Genomic DNA, 20,121 nt, shown 5'->3' on the forward strand with positions numbered 1-20,121 from the left:
CCTTGTGCCGTGAGTGACGCGAGCCTCGATCCCGAGGACAAGAAGATCATCGTGCTGGCCCGTTCCGCCCGTGCCCGCAACGGTGCCGCCGAGGGGGCCGCCGTGCGGGACGAGACCGGCCGGACCTACTCGGCGACCAATGTGGCTCTGCCGTCGCTGACCCTGTCGGCACTCCAGGTCGCCGTGGCGATGGCCGTGTCCAGCGGAGCGGAGTCGCTGGAGGCCGCCGCGCTGGTCACGGCGGGCGACGGTCCCTCCGACGCCGACACCAGGGCGGTCCGCGATCTGGGCGGCGAGACCGTGCTCGTGGCCGGTCCCGACGGGACGCCGCGTCAGAGCTGAGCCCGGTATCGGCGACAATGGTTGACGTGAGTTCCTCAGCTGCTGATTTCCATGCCGGTTTCGCCTGCTTCGTCGGCCGGCCCAACGTCGGCAAGTCCACGCTGATGAACGCGTTGGTCGGCACGAAGGTGGCGATCACCTCTTCCAAGCCCCAGACGACCCGCCGGGCCATCCGCGGCATCGTGCACCGCCCCGACTCCCAGCTCGTCATCGTCGACACCCCGGGCCTGCACCGGCCCCGCACGCTCCTGGGCGAGCGGCTCGACAGCCTGGTGCTCTCCACCCTCACCGAGGTCGACGTGATCGGCTTCTGCGTGCCCGCCAACGAGCCCATCGGCAAGGGCGACCGGTTCATCGCGGAGAAGCTCGCGGGGATCAAGAAGACCCCGGTGGTCGCCGTGGTGACCAAGTGCGACCTGGCGACCCGCGAGCAGATCGCCGCGCAGCTGCTCGCGATCTCCCAGCTCGCCGAGTTCGACGACATCGTCCCGGTCTCCGCGCAGTCGGGTGAGCAGCTCGACGTGCTGGCCGACGTGCTGGTCCGGCGCCTGCCGGAGAGCCCGCCGCTGTACGAGGGCGGCCAGCTCACCGACGAGCCCGAGCAGGTGCTGGTGGGCGAGCTGATCCGCGAGGCGGCCCTGGAGGGCGTACGCGACGAGCTGCCGCACTCGATCGCGGTCGTCGTCGACGAGATGCTGCCCAGGGAGGGCCGCGACGACCTCCTCGACATCTACGCGCACATGTTCGTCGAACGCCCGTCCCAGAAGGCCATCGTGATCGGGCACAAGGGCTCCCGGCTCAAGGACGTCGGCAGCCGCGCCCGCCAGCAGATCGAGGCGCTCCTCGGCACCCGTGTCTACCTCGACCTGCGCATCAGCGTCGCCAAGGACTGGCAGCGCGACCCCAAGCAGCTCCGCCGCCTGGGCTTCTACGACTGACGGCCCGGCCCCGCCTCAGGGGTGCCACGACGGACGGCCCGGTACCGCCTCAGGGTGCCACGACTGACGGCCCGGCCCCGCCTCAGGGGTGCCCGACAAACGGCCCGGCCGCGCCGTCTCGGGGTGCCACGACGGACGGTCCGGTACCGCCTCGGCGGACGCTACGACCACCGGCCCGGCTTCAGGGGTGGTTCCACGGCGCTTCAGGGGTGGTTCCACGGCCGAGAGCCCGTCCCCTCAAGGGTGGTCGCCTCCTCGCCGTCCCGGAGCCGCCGCCGCAGCTCGACGGCGTCGCGGCCGAGCGCGGAGACCAGGGTGCCGGGACCGGCCAGAGGAAGGACGGCCCAGCCGTCCCCGACCACGGTCTCCGGCGCCCGCCCGGTGATCAGGGTGCTGCCCACGCCGCGGGCGTCGCCGTAGACGGCGGGGCTGCCGTCGATCCGGGGGTCGCCCACCACGAACTCCTGCCGGAGCAGCGGCATCCCGCCGAGAACGGCGTCGAAGCGCGAGTGGCACCGCCCGGGCCGCTCGCCGTACCGGCCGAAGACGATCTCCTCGCGCCAGGACACCCGCGCGTCCTCCGCCAGGTCCAGCCGGACGACCATGCGGTGCAGGCAGCCCGCCGCGAGCACCGTCGGTTCGGGCGCGAACCGCAGCGAGGCGCCCGCGCCGACCCTGGCGGTGATCGTCATCACCGACTCGGCCCCCGTGAAGCCGGGCAGCACCAGCGTGCTGGCGACCGACCGCACCTCCAGCGCGGTACCGGGCGCCACCTCGATGTCGAGGGCCAGGTCGTCGCCGCCCAGCGGACCCGCCGCGGTGGACACCAGGTGCACCCGGCCCGGCGCGGTCGCCCGCACCGTGAGCGGCGGGCCGGACCGCATCGTGGCGAGGACGGTCCGGCCGCCGGAGTCCCGCCGGGTGACGATCGCCGCCCGCGCCCTCATCGACCTTCGGCCGACCGGCCTCGGCTCCACGGGCCGTGCGGGGGGCGGGGAGTCGTCGTGGACGGGTACGGGAGCCGGGACGGAGTCGGTGACGGGCATGGGATCAGGCGTTGGAGTGCTCGTGGGCCCAGGAGGAGACCAGGCCGGTGACCCAGTCGGAGACCGCGTGCGCGCTCGGGTCCTCCCTGATCGAGGTGAACAGCACGGGCCTGCCCTCCCGTACGGCCGCCGCGTCGCGCGACATGACCGTGAGGTCCGCGCCGACCATCGGGGCCAGGTCGGTCTTGTTGACCACGAGCAGGTCGGCCGTCGTCACGCCGGGGCCGCCCTTGCGCGGGACCTTGTCGCCGCCCGAGACGTCCAGCACGAAGATCTGCCGGTCGGCCAGGCCCCTGCTGAAGGTCGCGGTGAGGTTGTCCCCGCCGCTCTCGACGATCACCAGGTCGAGCGGGCCGAACCGTTCCTCCAGGGTCTCCACCGCATCGAGGTTGGCCGCGATGTCGTCGCGGATGGCGGTGTGCGGGCAGCACCCGGTCTGCACGGCGACGATGCGCTCCGGGTCGAGCACGCCCGCCCTGCGCAGGAAGTCGGCGTCCTCGGTGGTGTAGATGTCGTTGGTCACCACGCCCAGGCGCATCGAGGGGCCGAGCGTCCGGCACAGGGCCGCGGTCAGCGCGGTCTTGCCGCTGCCGACGGGCCCTCCGATGCCCAGGCGCAGCGCTCGTCCGTGGGGGTCGGCGGCGTGGTGGTGGTCGTCGTGGTTGGCGCCCATGGGGGTCACCGTCCTTCCAGATGTCGTCATGGTCGTCAGGAGACGAAAAGCCTCAGATCTGCGCGGATGTGCTGTTCGGCGAGCAGGTCGAGCGCGGGTGCGGCGTGCGCGGGCAGTGATTCCCACGATTCCCACGATTTCCGCGACTCCCGCGACCTTGAGGATTCCGGGGACCCCGCGGGTTCACGGGACTCCCCGGTGGGGACGGTGGCCGCGACCCTTTCCAGGGCCGGGGCGAGGTCGGCGAGCAGGCGGTGGACGGCGACCGGGTCGAGGCCGAGCAGCCGCACCGCCGCCGTGGCGGGTCCGGTGACGGAGGTGTAGGCCGCCGCGAGGGCGGCCTCGGCGGGGGAACAGCCCGCCACGGCCGCCACCGCGCCGAGCGCGAGCGGGTGGTGGGCGCCCTGGGACACGGCTCCGGCCAGCGTGTCGAGCACCGGGGAGGGCCAGATTCTGCGCGAGGTCCGCAGCAGCAGCCTGCCCTGCGTGCGGCTCGCCTCCCGCTGGGCGGGGGAGGAGATCCTGGCGTCGGCCTCCGCGTCCAGCCGTACCCACTCGGAACGGCTCGTCTCCGGCTGGGGGGAGGAGCCGTTCGCGGGCGCGGGCGCGGGGTCGTGTGCGGAGGTCTTCGCCGGTGGGCCGTCCGCCGGGGGCGGGGGGCTCGCGGCGAGGTGGGCCGCGCCGAGCTCGCAGGCCGCGGCGGCGAGGGCGGCCGTCACCAGGCCCGCGGTGGCCAGGCGGCCCCGCAGGAAGGCGGCGAGGCCGGGGAGGTCGTGGATCGCGCCGATCCTGACCGCCTCCTCGGCGCCCCCGGAGTGGCCGTGGCCCCCGGCGGGCAGCCGGGAGTCGGACAGGAGCAGCAACGCGGCGTTCATGCGCTACGGGTCTCCTTTCGGCTGGACGGGACCTGCTGGGCGGGACGGCGTGGTGGCCGGGTGCCGTTCAGAACAGGAAGTAGCGCTGGGTCATGGGCAGGGTCTCGGCGGGGGCGGGTTCGATCACCTCGCCGTCGACGCTGACGGCGAAGGTGTCGGGGTGGACGTCGATCCTGGGCATGGCGTCGTTGAGCGGCATGCTCTCCTTGCCCCTGCGGCGGACGTCGGCCACCGGCAGCAGGCGCCTGCGTACGGCCAGGCGGTCGGCGAGGCCGTCCTCGATCGCGAGGGGGGCGACGAAGTGGACCGACGTGGCGGCGGCGGTGACCGGGGCGGCGCCGAACATCGGGCGTGGCATGACCGGCTGCGGGGTCGGGATGGAGGCGTTGGCGTCGCCCATCTGGGCGTACGCGATGACACCGCCCTTGACCACCAGATCCGGTTTGACGCCGAAGAAGGCCGGGTCCCACAGGACCAGGTCGGCCAGCTTGCCGGTCTCCACCGAGCCGACCTCGCCGTCCAGGCCGTGGGCGACGGCCGGGCAGATCGTGTACTTGGCGACGTAGCGCCGGGCGCGGAGGTTGTCGGCCGGGCCGTCGCCGGGCAGCGCGCCCCGGCGGCGCTTCATCACGTGCGCGGTCTGCCAGGTACGGATGATCGTCTCGCCCACCCGTCCCATCGCCTGGGAGTCCGAGCCGATCATCGAGATCGCGCCCATGTCGTGCAGGATGTCCTCGGCCGCCATCGTGGACGGCCGGATCCGGGACTCGGCGAACGCCAGGTCCTCGGGGATGGACGGGTTGAGGTGGTGGCAGACCATCAGCATGTCGAGGTGCTCGTCGAGCGTGTTGACGGTGTGCGGGCGGGTCGGGTTGGTCGAGGACGGCAGGATGTTGCCGTAGGAGGCGACCCGGATGATGTCCGGCGCGTGACCGCCCCCCGCTCCCTCGGTGTGGTACGCGTGGATCATCCGGTCGCCGATCGCCGCCAGCGTCGACTCCACGAACCCGGCCTCGTTGAGGGTGTCGGTGTGGATGGTGACCTGGGTGCCGGTGGCGTCGGCGACCGACAGGCAGGCGTCGATGGCGGCGGGGGTGGTGCCCCAGTCCTCGTGCAGCTTGAAGCCCGAGGCCCCGGCGCGGAGCTGTTCGAGCAGGCCCTCGCTGCTGACCGTGTTGCCCTTGCCGAGCAGCGCGACGTTGATCGGGTAGGAGTCGAGCGACTCCAGCATCCGGGCGAGGTACCAGGTGCCGGTGACGGTGGTCGCCTTGGTGCCCTCGGCGGGCCCGGTGCCGCCGCCCACGATGGTGGTCACCCCGGCGGAGAGGGCCTCGTCGAGGATCTGCGGGCAGATCAGGTGGACGTGGGAGTCGATCGCCCCGGCGGTCAGGATCTTCCCGTTGCCCGCGAGGATCTCGGTCGAGGGGCCGATGACCAGGTCCGGGTGGACGCCGTCCATGGTGTCGGGGTTCCCGGCCTTGCCGAGGGCGACGATGCGGCCGTCCCTGATCCCGATGTCGGCCTTGACCACGCCCCAGTGGTCGAGGATCACCGCGCCGGTGATCACCAGGTCGGGCGAGCCCTCGGCCCTGGTGGTCCTGGCCTGGCCCATCGACTCCCTGATGACCTTGCCGCCGCCGAAGACGGCCTCGTCGCCCGCCCCCGACGGGCCCATCGACAGGTCCTCGGTGACCTCGATGAGCAGGTCGGTGTCGGCCAGCCTGATCCGGTCGCCGGTGGTGGGGCCGTAGAGCGCGGCGTAGCGGGATCGTTCAATGAACACGGGGGCTCCCGTCGAGAGGTCCGGCCCACTCGGGACGGAGGCCGGGCACGATCCGCAGCCCGCCGATCGGCACGAGGGTCACGTCGCGCTCCACGCCGGGCTCGAAGCGCACCGCCGTGCCGGCCGGGACGTCGAGCCGGGTGCCCCAGGCGGCCTGGCGGTCGAACTCCAGGCCGGGGTTGCACGCGGCGAAGTGGTAGTGCGAGCCGACCTGGATCGGCCGGTCGGCGGTGTTGACGACGCGGACGGTGACGCGCTCGCGGCCCGGGTTGAGCGGGACGGGCGTGTCGCCGTACTGGATCTCACCGGGTGTCATCGGCGTTCACCGTTCCTGGGTGCGGCAGGGGGGCGGACCGCCCGGCGTGTGCGAGGCGGCCGGGGCTCACGGGATGGGCTGGTGAACGGTGACGAGTTTGGTGCCGTCGGGGAAGGTGGCCTCGATCTGGACCGACGACAGCATTTCCGGCACCCCCTCCATGACGTCGTCGCGGGACAGCACCTTGCGGCCCGCGTCCATCAGCTCGGCGACGGTGCGCCCGTCCCTGGCGCCCTCCATGAGGAAGGACGCGATGATCGCGGTGGCCTCGGGGTGGTTGAGCCGGAGGCCCCGTGACCTGCGGTCGCGGGCGACACCGGCGGCGACGTGGATGAGCAGGCGTTCCTGCTCGTGTGGTGTGAGCCGCATTCCCGGACCATAGGAACCGGCGGTTTCCATGATGTTGCACGTCGATGTCGTGCCGGTTTCCAGGTGCCGCGAGTGGTGCGAACGGGGGAAAAGTGCTTGTCGATGCGCTCTTTCCCGCGGGATGCCGACACATTCCGGAGCATATGTCATGAAATTTGGTGATTTGTCGGTATTAATGGTGCCTAGTTTTCGCGGCGCCACGTCCTGTCACGGCGGTGAAATGTGCGTAAACCGCAATTAACAATCGCGAACTAGGCGGGAAACCTCACTCAGTCACCTTGACGGCAGATAGATCGGTGCGGGGGCCGTACCGGCAAGGAGGAAAGTCATTGAGGAACACAGTGTGGCGCTCCGGGTTCGTCGTCGCGGCGCTGGCCACGGCGCTGGCCGCCTGCGGAGGCGAAGCCCCCTCGGGCACGGACGCGGCCTCCGCCGGCGGTGGTGAGGACGGCATCAAGGTCGGCATCCTGCACTCGCTCAGCGGCACGATGGCCATCAGCGAGGTCACCGTCAGGGACTCGGAGCTGCTCGCCATCGAGGAGATCAACGCCGCCGGAGGCGTGCTCGGCAAGAAGCTGATCCCCGTGGTGGAGGACGGCGCGTCCGACTGGCCCACCTTCGCGGAGAAGGCCACCAAGCTCATCCGCCAGGACAAGGTCGCCACCACCTTCGGCGGGTGGACCTCCGCCAGCCGCAAGGCGATGCTGCCGGTGTTCGAGCGGAGCAAGGCCCTGCTGTGGTACCCGGTCCAGTACGAGGGCCTGGAGAGCTCGCCGTACATCTTCTACACCGGCGCGACCACCAACCAGCAGATCATCCCCGGCCTCGACTACCTCAAGGAACAGGGCAAGAAGAAGATCTTCCTGGTCGGCAGCGACTACGTCTTCCCGCGCACCGCGAACAAGATCATCAAGGCGTACGCGGCGGCGAACGGGATGGAGATCCTCGGCGAGGAGTACACCCCGCTCGGCCACACCGAGTACAGCACGCTGACCAACAAGGTCGTCCAGGCCAAGCCGGACGCCGTCTTCAACACCCTCAACGGCGACAGCAACGTCGCCTTCTTCAAGCAGCTCAACAGCGCCGGGGTCACCGCCGAGCAGATGCCCGTCCTGTCGGTGAGCGTCGCCGAGGAGGAGGTCAAGGGCATCGGCGTCGACAACATCGCCGGACACCCCGTCGCCTGGAACTACTACCAGACCACCGAGAACCCGGCCAACGAGAAGTTCGTCGCCGCGTTCAAGGCCAAGTACGGCGCCGACAAGGTGACCTCCGACCCGATGGAGGCCGGGTACAACGCGGTCTACCTCTGGGCCGAGGCCGCCAAGAAGGCCGGGTCCGTCGAGGTCGAGGCCGTGCGGAAGGCCGCCGGGGGCATAGCCCTGGACCGCCCCGAGGGCAAGGTCACCATCGACGGCGAGAACCAGCACATGTACAAGACGGCCAGGATCGGCGTGATCCAGCCCGACGGCCTCATCAAGGAGGTCTGGAACTCCGGCGAGCCGATCAAGCCCGACCCCTACCTCAAGGGCTACCCCTGGGCGAGCGGCCTGGCCAACGGCTGATCCCCTCTCAGACCGGCTCCGGACCGGGCCGCGACCAGATCACGGGCAGCACCGTGACGCACCCACAATGCGGCGCGGCCCGCTCCGGAGCCAAACACTCGTAGGAAGGGGACCTTCGGTGGAGGCGTTTCTCAACCAGCTCCCGATCGGCCTGTCCATCGGCGCCGTGCTGCTTCTCATCGCGCTCGGCCTGACGTTCACGTTCGGCCAGATGGGCGTGATCAACATGGCCCACGGCGAGTTCATCATGGCGGGCGCGTACACCGCCTACCTGCTCCAGGACCTCACCGGCCGGATGGCCGTGATCGTCGCCCTGCCCGTCGCCTTCCTGGTCGCCGGGCTGATGGGACTCATCCTGGAGCGGACCGCGATCCGGCACTTCTACGGCCGCCCGCTCGACACCCTGCTGCTCACCTGGGGCGTCAGCCTCGTGCTGCAGCAGCTCGCCCGCGACCTGTTCGGGGCGCCCAACGTGCAGGTCCAGGCGCCCACCTGGCTGCAGGGCGGCATCGCCTCCCTGCCCTACAACCGGCTGTTCATCTTCGGCCTGGCCATCGTCACCGTCGTCGGCATCTGGGCCTACATGAACCGCACCGGCCAGGGGCGGCGGATGCAGGCGGTGATGCAGAACCGGCAGCTGGCCGCGGTGAGCGGCATCAACACCGCCCACGTGGACCAGCGCACCTTCTTCATCGGCTCGGGCCTGGCCGGGGTCGCCGGCGTGGCCCTCACCCTCATCGGCCCCGTCGGGCCCGCCCTCGGCACCTACTACATCGTCGACGCGTTCCTGGTGGTCGTCGCCGGAGGGCTCGGCCAGCTGCGCGGCGCCGTCATCGCCGCCGCGGGGCTCGGCCTGCTCAACTCCTACGCCGAGTTCTGGAGCGACGCGAGCCTGGCGAAGGTCATCGTGTTCGCCGCGATCATCGCCTTCCTCCAGTTCCGGCCGCAGGGCCTGTTCGTACTCCGATCGAGGGCGCTGACTTGACATTCTCCCCACGGCTGAAGCGGAGGGATTCCAACCTTCACAGATTGGAGTTCCTGTTTCACAGCCGACCGCAGACACCCAGAACGAGTGCCGTGGCTTACATCAGCTCCGCAGGCGTTTCACCTCTCCACCAGCCCGGCGGCGAGGATTCTGCGACTCAAGGTCTGCTTGGTTGTCGCAAACCTGCGAGCGACCATACCGGAAGGGAGGGAGGGGCCTCCTGCCTTTGGCTGGAGCCAGAGGACTTCGCCCCGGAATTCCAATGAACCTCGCACGCCTCAGGGGGCCCGGGGTCTTCGCGGTGGTGGCCGTGCTGGCCCTGGTGGTCGCCCCGCTGCTGCTGGAGCCCTTCCGCCTCGGCCTGCTGGCCAAGTATCTCTGCTTCGCGATCATCGCCCTGGGCATCGGGCTGGCCTGGGGGCAGGGCGGCATGCTCGTCCTGGGCCAGGGCGTGTTCTTCGGGCTCGGCGGCTACGCCATGGCCATGCACCTGAAGCTGGTGGACGCCCAGGGCGACCTGCCCGACTTCATGGTGTGGAGCGGGGTCGAGCAGCTGCCCGCCCTGTGGAAACCGTTCGCCAACCCGGTGTTCGCGCTGTTCATGGTCGTCGCCGGGCCGATGCTGATCGCCACGGTGCTGGGCCTGCTGGTGTTCAGGCAGCGGGTGCGCGGCGCGTACTTCGCGATCCTCACCCAGGCGCTCGCCGCCGCGTTCGTCATCCTGCTCGTCGGCCAGCAGGGCCTGACCGGCGGCACCAACGGCCTCACCAACTTCTACGACCTGTTCGGCCAGGACCTGGCGGCCGACTCCACCCAGCGCGGCCTGTACTTCGTGGTCGCGATCGTCACCGGGCTGCTCTACCTCGGTGCCCGCCAGCTGGTCAACAGCCGCTTCGGGCGGCTGCTCGTCGCCATCAGGGACGGCGAGGACCGCGTCAGGTTCCTCGGCTACGACCCGGCCAGGGTCAAGACCGTCACCTTCGCGCTGTCGGCGGGCATGGCCGGGCTCGCGGGGGCCATGTTCGTGCCCGTGGTCGGCATCATCTCGCCCGCGCTGCTGGGCGTGGTGCCCTCCCTCGAACTCGTCGTCGCGGTCGCGGTGGGCGGCAGGTTCGCGCTGGCCGGGGCGATCCTCGGCGCGGTCGTCATGGGGTACGCCAAGACGTCCTTCAGCGAGCAGTTCGCCGACGGCTGGCTCTACCTGCAGGGCGCGCTGTTCATCCTCGTCATGACGCTGGCCCCCAAGGGGATCCTCGGCGTCGCCGCGTCCGCGCGCGACGCCTGGGCGCGCAGGTCGGGGCGCCGTACGGACCCCGAACCGCCGCCGCCCGCGGAGGCTCCCGGTACGAGAGTCATGGAGGAGGTCGGATGAGCCCGATGATCGAGGTACGCGGGCTGTCGGTGGTCTTCGACGGCTTCCGCGCCATCGACGGCATCGACCTGACGGTCGAGAAGGGGGAGCTGCGCTTCCTGATCGGTCCCAACGGGGCCGGGAAGACCACGCTCATCGACGTCATCACCGGCCTCACCCGGCCGACCACCGGCGAGGTCGTCTTCGACGGGCACAGCCTGGTCGGCCTGCGCGAGCACAGGATCGTCCGGCTCGGGGTCGGGCGGACCTTCCAGACGTCGGTGGTCTTCGAGGAGCTCAGCGTCCTGGAGAACCTCGACCTGGCGGCGTCCTTCCGCCGCCCGCTCTGGTCGCTGGCCCGGCGCAGGCGCGGCATCTCCGACGCCGTCGCCGAGGCACTGGAGACCACCGGACTGAAGGAGCTGGCCGACCGGCCCGCGGGGGTGCTCTCCCACGGGCAGCGGCAGTGGCTGGAGATCGGCATGCTGCTCACCCAGAGCCCCAAGCTGCTCCTGCTGGACGAGCCGGTGGCCGGCATGTCCAAGGACGAGCGGGAGCGCACCGGCGAGCTGCTGACGTCCGTGGCGAACGACCACACGGTGATCGTGATCGAACATGACATGGAGTTCCTGCGCAGGTACGCCTCGCAGGTCACCGTCCTGCACGAGGGCAAGGTGCTGATCGAGGGATCGGTCGACCAGGTCCGCGACGACCCTCGCGTGCAGGAGGTCTATCTCGGAAGGAAGCGCAGCGATGCTGTCGGTACAGGAACTTGACGCCGGGTACGGCAGGGCCCGGGTGCTCTTCGGTGTCTCCCTGGAGGTGGAGCCCGGGCAGCTGATGTGCGTGATGGGCCGCAACGGGGTGGGCAAGACCACCCTGCTCAACACGGTGATGGGCGTGCTGCCCGCCACCGCGGGGTCGGTCACCTTCGAGGGCCGCGACGTGACGCGTATGCCGCCCCACGAGCGGGTCAAGCTCGGCATGGCGTACGTCCCCCAGGGGCACGAGACCTTCCCGCAGCTCAGCGTGCTCGGCAACCTCCAGGTCACCCTGGAGGCAGCCAAGGGGCCGCAGGAGGCGCTGGAGGAGGCCCTGGAGACCTTCCCGCGCCTGAAGCCGCTGCTCAAGCGGCGTGCCGGGTTCCTGTCCGGCGGGCAGCAACAGCAGCTCGCCATCGCCCGCGCCCTGGTCACCCGTCCCAAGCTGCTCATCCTCGACGAGCCCACCGAGGGCATCCAGCCGTCGATCATCATCGAGATCGAGGAGGCGATCGAGCGGCTGCACGCCACGGGCCTGTCGCTCCTGCTGGTCGAGCAGTATCTGGACCTGGCACTCCGTCTCGCCGACCGCTTCCTCATCCTCGACGCCGGGCACGTCGTCCACTCGGGGGCGGCCGAGGAGCTGCGTGGGGAGGAAATTCACCACCTTCTTGCCGTCTGACCCTTAAAGCTCCGAATCGGACTTCTCATATCAAGAAGGCTGCATTTGATCACTTCTTGATGAAGGGGCTCCCGCCGTGGGTGATGACGACATAGCCTGCCCAGAAAAGCGGAGTCCGGGGGTGTCATGGCGAAGGAACCTGCGGACGGGGAGAAGCGGTCGGAGGGGGTGCCCTCCCCTCCGGAGTCTCCCGAGTCTCCTAGGTCTTCCGGGTCTCCCGGGTTTCCCGAGCGGCGAGGCCGGTCTTCCCGCGGGGAGACCGGCTCCTCCCGTGAGGAGTCTCGTGAGGAGACCGGCGGCCCGGCCGGCGACGCGCCCTACCGGCGGTCCGGCGAGCGGTACGAGCGTCCCCGCCGGGACGACCGGCACGAGCACGACCGCCACGGGCACGACCGGCACGACCTGCATGACGACGACCGGTACGAACGTGACCGATACGAACGTGACCGGCCCGACGACGACCGGCGCGGACGTGACCGGCTTGACGACGACCGGCGCGGGCGCGGGCGGCTTGACGACGACCGGCGCGGGCGCGGGCGGCTTGACGACGACCGGCGCGGGCGGCCGTCCCGCGGGTCCTACGAGCGTGACCGCCGGGACGACGACCGGTACGAGCCCGACGAGCGGTACGAGCGTGACCGCTGGGACGACGACCGGTACGACCGCGACGCGCGCCCCGAGGACGCCTACCCGGGGGTGCCGACGGCCGGGCCGCCCGGGCCGCCCGGGCCGCCCCGCCGCCGCCGGTTCCGCCGCTTCCGGCTGGCCGCCTGGATCGCGCTGGTCCTCGCCGCGGTCGTGGTCGGGGTGTCCGTCGCGTGGGTGAGCGGGCCTCCCACCGAGGCCGAGCTGCGGGAGAAGGCGGGGCTTCTCGACAAGGAGAGGCTCCTGATCGGCGTGAAGGAGGACACCCCGGGCATCGCCCTGCGCAAGCCGGGCGAGAGCGGGTTCGTCGGCTTCGACATCGACATCGCCTACATGATCGCGGCGGACCTGGGCTTCCGGCCCGACCAGGTCGACTTCCTGTCCATCGAGACCGAGGACAGGGCGCGCATGCAGGCCCGCGACACGGGCGGCGCGTTCGTCAAGGTCGACCTCGTGGTGGCGACCTTCAGCGTGACGCCCGAGCGCAGGGCCGACCCCTCCGTCGGCTTCTCGACGCCCTACCTCTACACCGAGCAGTCGGTGGTGACCAGGGCCGACTACCCCGACGACAACGTCACCTCCCTGGGGCAGCTCGAGGGCGAGAGGGTCTGCTCGCTCGGCACCTCGACCTCCCTGGTCGAGCTGAAGAAGGCGATCAAGGTCGACCCCATCGCCGAGCTCCTGATCAGCAAGTGCGTCGACCGTCTCGCGGACGGCCTGCCGGCCAACCGGGTGGCCGACGCGGTGACCACCGACGCGGCCCTGCTGGCCGGGTTCGTCGCGGAACCGGGCAGGAAGCTGCGCCACCACGACATCGCGCTGGAGAAGACGGAGATGTGGGCGGTCAACGCGGGTTCCAACGGCGCGCTGCGCACCCTGGTCGACCTCGCGCTCTACCGCTCCTACGCCGATCCGGACAACAAGAGGTGGGAGGAGGCGTACGACAAGCACATCAGGCCGTTGCTGGCGGCCAACCCCGGGGTGGACGTGGCACAGGCGCGGCAGCCGTGCGCGCTTCCCCCGGAGGTGCGCCGCTGGCCGTGGGAGCGGACGCTCCCCGTCCAGGATTGCCCCTCCGCCCCTTGAAACCCGATCCCTGGAAGCCCGGCGCGCGGGTGAGGGACGCGCCGAGGAACCAGGAGTGGTTCCTCACGCTGCTGCCGGTGTTCCCGATCGTCCTGCTGGTGATGCGGCTGTGGTACGCCAGCAAGCAGGACACCCAGACGCTGCTCCTGCTCGTGCAGACCATCAGCCCGCTGGGCCTGCTGAGCGCGGTCCTGCTGACCACGGTGTGGGTGCTGCCCGTCGTCGTGGTCGGCGGCAGGCTCCTCGGCACCCTCTACTGGATCAGCACGGGCCGCTCCTCGTGGCTGGTGCACAGCGCCCGGCGGCTGCCGGGGTGGGTGGTGGTCCTCGCCGTCGCGATGGGCGTGTGCACCTGGCAGCTGCGCTTCCTGCCGACGCTGGCGATGCTGTCACTGGCCCTGCTCGGGCTGACCGTGCGCGAACGGTTCCCCGACCACGAGGAGCTGCGGACCACGTTCTGCTACGCGCTGCCGGTGATCGCCGCCGTGCTGTCGTACGTCCTGCTGTGGCCGGCCATCGTCTCCGCGTTCACCGCGCGGGACATGGCGACCGCGATCCTGCTGACGCTGCCCCCGGTGTTCGCGGCGCTGCTGACCGGCCCGGTGCCCGAGGCGCCCGCCAGGGTGCTGACCCACGGCATCGCGATCGGGATGGCGGTGTTCACGCCGTTCCTGGTCGGCGTGGTCGTGATGAGGGCGCCGATCCTGCCGCTGGTCGCCATGCAGATCACCCTGGAGAAGCCGGTCGAGGAGAGGTCCGCGGAGGTGGTCGTGGGCTACATGGTCGCCAGCGACGACCAGATGACCACCGTCCTGAAGCGCGACGGTGTCGTGGAGTTCATCCGGAACGACCGCCTGCAGTCGAAGGTGCTCTGTCCCGACCCCGGCGAGGTGCCCAGGACGTGGGCGAACCTGCACGGCTGGTACGTCGAGCACAGTGTGATCTCCTGGCTCGCCCCGGTCTCGCAGCGGGCTCCGGCCGACCCGCGCTGTGAGGGCCGCCCGGCAGGGGAGGCCGATCCGGCCTCCCCGGAGCCGAGCCCGTCCCCTTCGCCGTCCCTTTCCCCGCCCCCCTCGCCGTCTCCAGGCTCTCCGTCACCGGAGCCCGGGACCGGGTCCGAGTCCGGACCCGGACGAGGGGGAGTGGCGGGGGCGGGCGGTCACTGACGGTAGTCTTCGACCTCGTCGATCGGGCGGGGGGCCGCCGAGTCGGGGTTCTCGCCGAACTCGCGGCGTGCCCGGCGCTGCCTGAGCAGGTCCCATGCCTGGTCGAGGGCCTCCTCCAGGTGCTTGATCCGGTTGTTCTCCTCGTGGGAGGAGATCGAGTGCGAGCCCAGCTTCGCCCGGAGCTCCCGCTCCTCGGCGATCAACTCGTTGATGTGGGCGAGGATGTCGCCGTCCCTCATGTCGGTTCCCCCTGTCGCGGTGCCTCTGGACTGTATCCAATCAGCAAGTCACCGCACCGTCGGAGGCCGACCCGACGACGGCGGCGTACTTGGCCAGCACCCCGCGCTCCACGACGCGGTCCGGGCGGCGCCAGGCGGCCCGCCTGCGGGCCAGCTCCTCGTCGCCGACCTGGAGATCCAGCCGGTTCGCGGCGGAGTCGACGACGACGGTGTCGCCGTCGCGGACCAGCGCGATCGGCCCGCCGTGGTGCGCCTCCGGGGCGACGTGCCCGATGACCAGGCCGTGGGAGACGCCGCTGAAGCGGCCGTCGGTGACCAGGGCGACCGAGTCGCCCAGCCCCTGCCCGACGAGTGCCCCGGTGATCGAGAGCATCTCCCGCATCCCGGGACCGCCGGCCGGCCCCTCGTAGCGGACGATGACCACGTCGCCGGGGACGATCAGGCCCTCCTGGATCGCGGCGAAGCACTCCTCCTCGGAGTCGAACACCCGGGCCGGGCCCTCCCGGCGGAAGTCGGGGCGGCCGCCGAGCTTGAGGACGCAGCCGTCCGGGGCGAGCGAGCCGCGCAGGATCGCCAGCGCCCCCGGGCCCTTGACCGGCTCGGCCACGGTGGCGACCACCCGCTGGCCCGGCGTCTCGACGGCGTCCTCGGCCACCTGGGCCAGGGTGCGGCCGTCGACCAGGGTGACGTCCTCGCGCAGCAGCCCGGCCTCGCGCAGCCGCCGGGCGACCAGCGCGGTGCCGCCCGCGCGCCACAGGTCGGCGGCGGTGTGCGAGCCGCTGGGCTTGAGACCGGCCACGATCGGCACCCGGCGGCAGACCTCCCCGATGTCGTCGATCCGCAGCGGCAGGCCCGCCTCGCGGGCGATCGCCAGCAGGTGCAGCACCGCGTTCGTCGAGCCGCCCATCGCGGCGACCGCCACGAGCGCGTTGTGCAGCGCGCCCTCCGACAGCACCGTGGACGGCCGGGCGCCCCGGGCGAGCGCGCCCATGGCGATCTCCCCGGCGCGCCGGGCCGCCTCGTTCTTCTCCTCGGCGACGGCGGGGATGTCGCCGACGCCGAACGGCGCCAGGCCGAGGAAGTCGGCGATGCCCGCCATGGTGTTCGCGGTGTACTGGGCGGCGCAGGTGCCGGCGCCGGGACAGGCGTGCCGCGCGAGGTCGTCGACGTCCTCGGCGGACATGCGGCCCACCGCCCGCTCGCCGAGCGCCTCCCACATGTCCTGGATGGTGACGTCCCGGTCGCGCCAGCGGCCGGGCATCATGCTGCCGCTGTAGAGGACCACGGACGGCACGTCCAGCCGGGCGATCGCCATGATCGCCGCGGGGACGGTCTTGTCGCAGCCCACGACGCAGACCAGCGCGTCGAAGTCGTGGGCGCGCCCCATCAGCTCGATCGAGTCGGCGATCACCTCCCGGCTCACCAGCGAGGCCCGCATGCCCGGCGTGCCCATGGTGAGGTTGTCGGAGACCGCGATCGTGTTGAACTCCATCGGGGTGCCCCCGGCCCGCCGCACGCCCTCGGCGACGTGCGCCGCCAGCTCGCGGTGGGTGAGGTTGCACGGCATGGTGCCGGTCCAGGTGGAGGCGATGCCCACGACCGGGCGGCGCATCTCCTCGTCGGTCAGGCCCATGGCGTACAGGTGGGAGCGCGCGGGCGCGCGGTCGGGGTCGTCGGCGATGCCCGTGCCGGTGCCCACGGGGATGCCGGTGCCGGTGCCGCTGTCTGTGCCGCTGTCTGTGCCGGTGCTCACGGTCGTGCCGGTGCTCACGGGGATGTCGGTGTCGCCTGTACCGGTGCTCATGCCGCGTCCTTTCTGCTGGTGGCCACTCCGGGCAGGTCGAGGCCGAGCAGCCGGGCGGCGTTGCCCGCCATGATCAGCCGCCGGTCGTCGGGCGAGAGGTTCAGCTCGTCCATCACGCGCACCTGCTCGTCGGCGTACTGCGTGATGTATCCCCACGGGAAGTCGCACGAGTCGGTGCCGAAGACGATCCGCTCGGGACCGAACGTCTCGTGGAAGCGCCGGAACAGGTCCTTGACCGTCAGCTCGTACGGCATCCAGCGGGTCCACTCCTGGTTGCTGGAGGTGTCGACGTGCACGTTGGCGTTGGCCCAGCCCAGGCGGAGCAGCTCCCCGGGGTAGCCGCAGCCGAAGTGGGCGACCACGAAGTCGACCGAGGGGAAGGCCTTGGCCACGTCGTGCAGCGCGGTCGGGTCCATGTTGGGGGCGTGGCCCATCCCGCCGCCGCCGTTGACCGGCCCGAAGTGCGTCACCACGGGCAGGCCGTACTCCTCGCAGACCTCCCACACCGGCCAGAGCGACCGGTCGGCGAGCGGGACGGTCACCCACGGCGCGATGACCTTGTAGCCCGACAGCCCCAGCTCCGTCGCCGCGCGGCGCAGCTCGGCGGCGGCGCCGGGTGAGCAGGGCTGGTGGTTGGCGAAGCCGATGAAGCGGTCCGGGTGGGCGGCGACGACCCCGGCCAGGCGGTCGTTGCCCCCGCCGCTCATGAACACCACGCGTTCCAGGCCCGCCGCGTCGGCCTCCGCGCGCCAGGCGGCGGCGACCTCCTCGGTGGAACGGGTCTCGGGGCCGGTGGGAGGGAGGGTGCGGGCGCGGCGGACCCGCTCGTGGTAGCCGGCGGCGTTCCGTCGCAGCCGCGAGAGCTTGGCCGGGCCGCAGACGTGCTCGTACTCGGCGTCGATGCGGTCCTGGGTGGGCTCCTCCCCGGGGAAGTGGCAGTGGAAGTCGATCGCCGGGAGCCCCCACCGGCCGGCGCGGGCCTCGCTCACGCGAACCTCACCGTGTTGCGCAGCGTGCCGAGCCCCTCGACCTCGACCTCGACCACGTCGCCGTCCGCGAGCCAGAGCCGCGGGGTGCGGCCCATGCCCACGCCGTACGGGGTGCCGGTGGCGATGACGTCGCCCGGGTTGAGCGTCATGTAGCGCGACAGGTAGGAGATGATCTCGGGGATCTTGAAGATCATCTCTCCGGTCGAGCTGTCCTGCACGGTCTCGCCGTTGACCCGCGCGGAGATCGCCAGCGCGTGCGGGTCGGCGATCTCGCCGGGGGTGGTGATCCACGGCCCGAGCGGGCAGAAGCCGTCGAAGTTCTTGCCCCTGAACCACTGGCCGTCGGCGAACTGCGCGTCGCGGGCCGACACGTCGTTGACGACGGTGTATCCGAAGACGTGGTCCATGGCCTCGGCGGCGCCGACGTCCCGCGCGGCCCCGCCGATCACCACGGCAAGCTCGGCCTCCCAGTCGAGCTGCTCCGTCGCCCCCTCGGGAACCACCACGTCCTCGTACGGCCCCGCGAGGGTGTGCGCGGTCTTCACGAAGGAGAGCACGCGCTCGGGCGTGTCGAGGCCGGTCTCGCGGATGTGGTCGGCGTAGTTGAGGCCGATGCAGACGATCTTCTGCGGGGCCGCGAGCGAGCTGAGCAGCGTGACCTCGGACAGGGGCAGCGGGTCGGCGACCGGGGCCAGGACGGACGGTTCGGCGCCGTCGGCGATGAGGTCGCGCACCGCGTCGGCCATGAACCGGGGCGCCTCGGCCGCGACGGGCACGGCCAGGTCACCGTCGATCCGCGCGGCGAACACGGCACCGTCGGCGCGTTGGATACGGGCGATACGCACGTGATTCTCCTAATTGGGGCATGGTGGGCCGGGGCTCCGGCACGATCACCGGAGCCCCGGTTCCCGGCGGGGTCGCCGGTGGGGCTCCCGGGGGGCTTCGCGGGGGCGGCCGGTGAGGTCCCCGGCGAGGCTCCCGGCCGGGGTCCGAGGCGCGATCCGCGCCGGGATTCCCGGTGAGACCCGGCGGGACTCGGCGGGACTCGGCGAGACTCGGGGACGGGAGGGCGGGAGGTCGCCGCGGACCGGACGACGGACGACGGGCGTCAGGCGAAGGCGGGCAGGAAGCGTTTCTGGGCGGTGAGGAGCGCGTCGGTCAGCTCGGCCGCCGCGCGGGGGTCGGTCACCGCGCCGTCGGCGATCACGGCCTCCACCGCGAGGTCGCGGTCGCCGGTCATCGCCGCCTCGACGCCGAGGTAGACCGAGGACAGCCGCCGGGCGAGGATCGCGGTGAGCGGGGCCGACAGGTCGGGGACCGACACCGGGCGCAGGCCGCGGGCGGTGGCCACCCCGGGGATCTCCAGGGCGGCGTCGTCGGGCAGGCCGGGCAGCGCGCCCCGGTTGGGGACGTTCACCGAGAACATCTCGCGCCGGTCGAGGACGATGGAGCGGATGATCGCGATGAGCTGCTCCTGCTCGCCGGTGGACCGCTCGAAGATCGTCTCATCGAGCGGCGCCTCGCCCATGGCCTGGGCGCGCATCGACAGGTAGCGCTGCTCGCCCCACTCCAGGATCTCCGAGACCGAGAAGGCGTCCACGCCGAGCTTCTTGCCGTAGTAGTCACCACCGGCCCAGCGCTCGGGGAAGAACTCCAGCACGTGCCGGTCGTTGGCGGCCGGATAGGCGCCGTAGCGCCGGAAGATCTCCCAGGAGAACGGGTTGTGCCACGCCTTCCCGTTCTCCCAGATCGAGCCGATGTCTCCCGGCTCGGCGGGCACCGCCAGCTCCCGGTCGACGCGCTCGCGCACGCCGGGCCAGGCGTCGGCACCGGCGTGCCGGAAGTCGTAGATGAACGTGAGGTGGTTGATCCCGGCGTACAGCGTCGAGGTCTCCTCGAACGGCAGCCCGGCGAACGCCGCGAGCTCCCGCTGCACGTGGTGCATGCCGTGGCACAGGCCCACGACCTCGACGCCGGCGTACTTCGTCATGGCCATGACGTTGGCCGTCATCGGGTTGCTGTAGTTGAAGAAGTGCGCCCGCGGCGCCAGCGCCCGGATGTCGCGGGCGATCTCCACCATCACCGGCACCGTGCGCAGCAGGCGGGAGATGCCGCCGGGCATGACCGAGTCGCCGACCGGCTGGAAGACGCCGTGATCCATGCAGACCTCGTGGTCGGCCTGCCAGGCCGGACGGCCGCCCACGCCGACGCAGGTCACCACGTAGTCGGCGCCCGGCAGCAGGTCCCGCCGGTCGGTCGAGGAACGCACGGTGATCTTGTCGTGGGCGCCGCGCGCCTCGATCATCAGCTCGGCGAGCCTGGCCGCGACGGAGAGCGCCTCCTCGTCGACGTCGACGAGGCGGATCTCCCAGGCGCCGAGGTCGTCGGCCGAGATGAGGTCGGCGAGCAGGCCGCGGGTGAACACCGCGCTGCCCGCTCCGATCAGCACCAGAACGCGGGGGTGGGTCATGGGGTGGAGAACTCCGATCTGGGCCTGTCCAGGCCT

At 71.5% G+C, this 20,121-nt stretch carries 20 protein-coding genes; 9 read left to right on the forward strand and 11 right to left on the reverse strand.

What is annotated here, in order from left to right:
- Positions 1 to 9: 9 nt before the first annotated feature.
- Both AC5L38_RS13145 and era read left to right on the forward strand, forming a co-directional pair.
- Positions 10 to 342, forward strand: a complete 333-nt coding sequence (locus tag AC5L38_RS13145; RefSeq protein ID WP_495243043.1) for a cytidine deaminase-like protein — start codon at positions 10 to 12, stop codon at positions 340 to 342.
- 17 nt (positions 343 to 359) lie between these two features.
- Positions 360 to 1,280, forward strand: coding sequence for a GTPase Era (era, locus tag AC5L38_RS13150; RefSeq protein ID WP_495243044.1), 921 nt, complete (start codon positions 360 to 362; stop codon positions 1,278 to 1,280).
- A gap of 203 nt (positions 1,281 to 1,483) precedes the next feature.
- Here era and AC5L38_RS13155 read toward each other — a convergent pair whose 3' ends face one another.
- From AC5L38_RS13155 to AC5L38_RS13180, 6 genes are all read right to left on the reverse strand, one after another.
- On the reverse strand, positions 1,484 to 2,326 hold the full coding sequence (locus AC5L38_RS13155) for an urease accessory protein UreD (protein WP_495243045.1): 843 nt from the start codon (positions 2,324 to 2,326) through the stop codon (positions 1,484 to 1,486).
- A 4-nt stretch (positions 2,327 to 2,330) separates the two neighbouring features.
- Positions 2,331 to 2,999, reverse strand: coding sequence for an urease accessory protein UreG (gene ureG, locus AC5L38_RS13160; protein WP_495243121.1), 669 nt, complete (start codon positions 2,997 to 2,999; stop codon positions 2,331 to 2,333).
- Between the two features lie 35 nt (positions 3,000 to 3,034).
- Positions 3,035 to 3,874 (reverse strand): urease accessory protein UreF, encoded by an 840-nt coding sequence (locus AC5L38_RS13165; protein WP_495243046.1) that lies wholly within the window; start codon positions 3,872 to 3,874, stop codon positions 3,035 to 3,037.
- 67 nt (positions 3,875 to 3,941) lie between these two features.
- Positions 3,942 to 5,657 carry an urease subunit alpha gene (locus AC5L38_RS13170; RefSeq protein WP_495243047.1) on the reverse strand — a complete coding sequence of 572 codons (1,716 nt, stop codon included), beginning with the start codon at positions 5,655 to 5,657 and terminating at the stop codon, positions 3,942 to 3,944.
- Positions 5,647 to 5,973 (reverse strand): urease subunit beta, encoded by a 327-nt coding sequence (locus tag AC5L38_RS13175; protein ID WP_495243048.1) that lies wholly within the window; start codon positions 5,971 to 5,973, stop codon positions 5,647 to 5,649. The genes AC5L38_RS13170 and AC5L38_RS13175 overlap by 11 nt, the downstream gene beginning before the upstream one ends.
- 66 nt (positions 5,974 to 6,039) lie before the next feature.
- Complete coding sequence (locus AC5L38_RS13180; protein ID WP_495243049.1) at positions 6,040 to 6,342, reverse strand: urease subunit gamma; 303 nt, start codon at positions 6,340 to 6,342, stop codon at positions 6,040 to 6,042.
- 329 nt (positions 6,343 to 6,671) lie between these two features.
- Between AC5L38_RS13180 and urtA the strand changes: the two genes are divergently transcribed.
- From urtA to AC5L38_RS13215, 7 genes are all read left to right on the forward strand, one after another.
- The gene (urtA, locus tag AC5L38_RS13185) at positions 6,672 to 7,907 is read left to right on the forward strand and encodes an urea ABC transporter substrate-binding protein (RefSeq protein ID WP_495243050.1); all 1,236 of its coding nucleotides are present in this window, start codon (positions 6,672 to 6,674) and stop codon (positions 7,905 to 7,907) included.
- 118 nt (positions 7,908 to 8,025) lie between these two features.
- Positions 8,026 to 8,892 carry an urea ABC transporter permease subunit UrtB gene (gene urtB / locus AC5L38_RS13190; protein ID WP_344920758.1) on the forward strand — a complete coding sequence of 289 codons (867 nt, stop codon included), beginning with the start codon at positions 8,026 to 8,028 and terminating at the stop codon, positions 8,890 to 8,892.
- Positions 8,893 to 9,154: 262 nt separating this feature from the next.
- Positions 9,155 to 10,264 carry an urea ABC transporter permease subunit UrtC gene (urtC, locus tag AC5L38_RS13195; RefSeq protein WP_495243051.1) on the forward strand — a complete coding sequence of 370 codons (1,110 nt, stop codon included), beginning with the start codon at positions 9,155 to 9,157 and terminating at the stop codon, positions 10,262 to 10,264.
- On the forward strand, positions 10,261 to 11,019 hold the full coding sequence (gene urtD, locus AC5L38_RS13200) for an urea ABC transporter ATP-binding protein UrtD (RefSeq protein ID WP_495243052.1): 759 nt from the start codon (positions 10,261 to 10,263) through the stop codon (positions 11,017 to 11,019). Before urtC ends, urtD begins: the two co-directional genes overlap by 4 nt.
- Positions 10,997 to 11,686, forward strand: a complete 690-nt coding sequence (urtE, locus tag AC5L38_RS13205; protein ID WP_495243053.1) for an urea ABC transporter ATP-binding subunit UrtE — start codon at positions 10,997 to 10,999, stop codon at positions 11,684 to 11,686. The genes urtD and urtE overlap by 23 nt, the downstream gene beginning before the upstream one ends.
- A gap of 126 nt (positions 11,687 to 11,812) precedes the next feature.
- Entirely contained in the window at positions 11,813 to 13,417 is a 1,605-nt protein-coding gene (locus AC5L38_RS13210) for a transporter substrate-binding domain-containing protein (protein WP_495243054.1), read from the forward strand.
- Positions 13,414 to 14,583 carry a hypothetical protein gene (locus AC5L38_RS13215; protein WP_495243055.1) on the forward strand — a complete coding sequence of 390 codons (1,170 nt, stop codon included), beginning with the start codon at positions 13,414 to 13,416 and terminating at the stop codon, positions 14,581 to 14,583. Before AC5L38_RS13210 ends, AC5L38_RS13215 begins: the two co-directional genes overlap by 4 nt.
- Here AC5L38_RS13215 and AC5L38_RS13220 read toward each other — a convergent pair.
- The 5 genes from AC5L38_RS13220 to AC5L38_RS13240 all read right to left on the reverse strand — a co-directional run bounded on the left by AC5L38_RS13220 (position 14,577) and on the right by AC5L38_RS13240 (position 20,085).
- The gene (locus AC5L38_RS13220) at positions 14,577 to 14,822 is read right to left on the reverse strand and encodes a DUF2630 family protein (RefSeq protein WP_495243056.1); all 246 of its coding nucleotides are present in this window, start codon (positions 14,820 to 14,822) and stop codon (positions 14,577 to 14,579) included. The genes AC5L38_RS13215 and AC5L38_RS13220 overlap by 7 nt on opposite strands.
- 40 nt (positions 14,823 to 14,862) lie before the next feature.
- The gene (gene ilvD, locus AC5L38_RS13225) at positions 14,863 to 16,626 is read right to left on the reverse strand and encodes a dihydroxy-acid dehydratase (RefSeq protein ID WP_495243057.1); all 1,764 of its coding nucleotides are present in this window, start codon (positions 16,624 to 16,626) and stop codon (positions 14,863 to 14,865) included.
- Positions 16,623 to 17,615, reverse strand: a complete 993-nt coding sequence (locus AC5L38_RS13230; protein WP_495243058.1) for an amidohydrolase family protein — start codon at positions 17,613 to 17,615, stop codon at positions 16,623 to 16,625. Before AC5L38_RS13230 ends, ilvD begins: the two co-directional genes overlap by 4 nt.
- Positions 17,612 to 18,460 (reverse strand): fumarylacetoacetate hydrolase family protein, encoded by an 849-nt coding sequence (locus AC5L38_RS13235; protein WP_495243059.1) that lies wholly within the window; start codon positions 18,458 to 18,460, stop codon positions 17,612 to 17,614. Before AC5L38_RS13235 ends, AC5L38_RS13230 begins: the two co-directional genes overlap by 4 nt.
- Before the next feature lie 263 nt (positions 18,461 to 18,723).
- Positions 18,724 to 20,085, reverse strand: coding sequence for a family 4 glycosyl hydrolase (locus tag AC5L38_RS13240; protein WP_495243060.1), 1,362 nt, complete (start codon positions 20,083 to 20,085; stop codon positions 18,724 to 18,726).
- Between the last annotated feature and the right edge of the window lie 36 nt (positions 20,086 to 20,121).

Source organism: Streptosporangium nanhuense (assembly GCF_059358815.1).